This is a genomic window from Kurthia gibsonii, assembly GCF_006539985.1.
In the GTDB taxonomy this organism is placed as follows: domain Bacteria; phylum Bacillota; class Bacilli; order Bacillales_A; family Planococcaceae; genus Kurthia; species Kurthia gibsonii.
Genome location: NZ_BJOB01000101.1, coordinates 1 through 1,736 on the forward strand (window position 1 = coordinate 1; position 1,736 = coordinate 1,736).

Consider the following 1,736-nt stretch of genomic DNA (forward strand, 5'->3'; position numbering starts at 1 on the left):
AAATTACCATCTTTGTCATACGTATAAGTTGTTTCATTTTTCGTCGCAATTTGATTGGCATCATTATACGTGAAAGTCGCTTTCTCACCATTCACTTCAGATGCTGTACGATTCCCTACTGCGTCATAATCATACGTGTTGATCGTACCGTCTGGTAAGGTTTCTTTTGTTAATTGGTCATTGGCATCATATACAAAGCTGCTCACTTGACCATTGACATCGGCTTGTACGATATTTCCATTTTTCGTATAGTCATAGAAAATTTTAAATGGTTGCTGCGCTTTTGTTGTGTACATCAATGAACCAAGTAAATTCGTATCGTTCATTTGCGTCACTTTTTCCATAAATCATTGTTCAATGTAAGGGTCGTTTTATTGTTTGGTACATCGATATCACTTTGGTAATCATGTGAAACTTGATCTGCACTGGTTTTAATATGGTCTACATCATTTCTTTTTTACTTAGTAGACTCCATCTAAAAAATTAAATATTCACAAAGTGATATATGAGCCATGCAATACTTACACCTATTAATATGCTCTTTATTGAAAGTGTATTCTTGAAAATCTCCGTATATAGTAAATAAAAAACTGATACTATTACTATGAAAATCGGAATAATATGATCTGTATTATAAGTTATATCACTTGCTAATAATAATATTAACATTCCGACAAAAAATAAAATATTTGTTTAAAATTCATAAATGATTAGGCCTCTTTCTTTGCAACGTGTGCAGCATAACTTACATAATTTCTTCCCCATCTACTACAAAGCCCATTATTATAATTACTTTTTTTCCATCCATGATAAAATCCAGTGCCAAAAACATCTATAGCAACAGCCCAAGATAAACCAACCATTGTTGCAAGAATCTTTATTCCTTTTTTACGTAATGCTCTTTTGGCCTCATTAACTAATTTCTTTTTAAGCATTCGCGAATTTTTAATCATTTTTTTAGCCACTTCTCCGTCTTAATCCATCTTATTACATAAAATATTTTTTTATCACCAAAAAAATTGTAATTGCTGATGAAAAAATAAAAACCAAGATATTTCCAAACATATTTATCTTCATACTTTTTTTAAGTTGGATATTATTTATAGATATATATGTGTACGTAATCATTAAAAAAGTCGCAATGATGAATAGTAGTGTATTCCCTATATAAGATAAAGTATCAGTAAAAAGAATAACTAGACTTACAATATAATTTAAACCCAAACTGATAAATGATGCAGTTATATTGATGGCCTCTTTAAACTTTATTTTAATAAAAAGATTTAAAAGAAAAGTTGTTAATAAAATAATATAAGCGATATTTATTCCGATCCATAGATTGTTTATCATCAATTCCTACCTTCTCTTTCCAAAATCAAGATATTCTACTTTAACTTTAGAACCCCAATATACATATTTTTTTGCATATTTAGTAACGGTTTTAAAATAGCGTGAAAGAACCCAAACTGCAACCCCACCTATAGAAGAACCGGCTATATTTATAATTGAATTAACTAATGTACTTGCAATAGTTACTGCTAAATTTCTATATATACCCATTTTAGTTATATAAGTTACTAATTTTAGCTGGACTACCTTTGCCTTAGTATAGGTTTTCAACATTCTTGCCAATGTATAGATTCCATGAAAGCCGACTGCTAAACCTATAATAGTTGTAATCGTATTTGCTAACACATCTTTACGTACAATTTTCCAACTTTTCTCGCCATTTGGAT

Annotated in this window: 3 protein-coding genes; all 3 read right to left on the reverse strand. The window is 29.7% G+C overall.

The genetic code is table 11. The features are described 5' to 3' along the window. On the reverse strand, positions 1–344 hold a 344-nt coding region (locus KGI01_RS13615), incomplete at its 3' end, for an RHS repeat domain-containing protein (RefSeq protein ID WP_141275129.1). 366 nt (positions 345–710) lie between these two features. Further along, positions 711–953, reverse strand: coding sequence for a hypothetical protein (locus KGI01_RS13620; protein WP_141275130.1), 243 nt, complete (start codon positions 951–953; stop codon positions 711–713). 403 nt (positions 954–1,356) lie between these two features. Next, positions 1,357–1,736 (reverse strand): hypothetical protein (locus tag KGI01_RS13940; RefSeq protein WP_170214803.1); only part of this gene is annotated, 380 nt, incomplete at its 5' end.

Coding starts and splice junctions, on each gene's coding strand:
- KGI01_RS13620 (WP_141275130.1), bottom strand. CDS start 953: ATGATTAAAAATTCGCGAATGCTTAAAAAGAAATTAGTTAATGAGGCC.